The organism is Tsukamurella asaccharolytica (assembly GCF_007858435.1).
Classification (GTDB): domain Bacteria; phylum Actinomycetota; class Actinomycetes; order Mycobacteriales; family Mycobacteriaceae; genus Tsukamurella; species Tsukamurella asaccharolytica.
In genome coordinates this window covers 1-734 of record NZ_VIGW01000037.1, presented here as the reverse complement: position 1 = coordinate 734, position 734 = coordinate 1, and the positions used below count along the sequence as shown (strand labels likewise).

Genomic DNA, 734 nt, shown 5'->3' with positions numbered 1-734 from the left:
ATATATTTCTTATCGACATATTTTATCTATCAATTGCCGGCAACAGTAGCGGCAGCAATAAGAGGATCACTATGATTACACGAATTAATAAAGGACCGCGAATGTCAGATGCGGTGATCTATAACAATACCCTCTACTATACCGCTATTCCGTTAGTAGAAGAGGGCGATATCTATCGACAGATGCAGAGTCTCTTAGGGGATATTGATCAGCTCTTAGCGAAGGTGGGTGCAGAGAAATCCCATATTTTAGATGTCACCATCTTTCTTGTTAGCAGTTTAGATATTGGAGGAATGAACCGTGCTTGGGATGAGTGGGTCGACAAGGAGAATGCCCCTGTTCGTTGTACCGTGCAGGCGGGCTTGATGAATCCAAATTGGAAGGTTGAGGTGAAGATCATTGTTGCGTTGCCACAATAACAAATATCAAAAGCAACAAAAAACAAAAAAATAAAAGAGCCGATCATATTTGATCGGCTCTTCTCTATAGTATATTTATCATCTCGCCTCTTCTAAGGCGGTGATCTCTACCTTTAAAGTAGATGATGTAGATTACTCTTTATCCTCATCTACCTCGATAATCTCCACAACTTCAGTGGTATCGGTTGCTAGATCAACGGTTTCATCGGTTTCATCAGTTTGATGCTCTTCTAGATTGTGCTCAAGCTCGTTCTCATCATCGTGAGCCTCATCATCCGCATCATTCTCTTCAATACGAGACATACCAACAAGAGT

Annotated in this window: 2 protein-coding genes; one reads left to right on the top strand and one right to left on the bottom strand. The window is 41.3% G+C overall.

The window, feature by feature from the left end; all coding sequences use genetic code 11:
- A partial coding sequence (locus FK529_RS20845; RefSeq protein ID WP_231703189.1) for a RidA family protein occupies positions 1–419 on the top strand: 419 nt, incomplete at its 5' end.
- A 132-nt stretch (positions 420–551) separates the two neighbouring features.
- On the opposite strand, the gene FK529_RS20840 is transcribed toward FK529_RS20845, so the two are convergent.
- On the bottom strand, positions 552–734 hold a 183-nt coding region (locus FK529_RS20840; RefSeq protein ID WP_205124411.1), incomplete at its 5' end, for a hypothetical protein.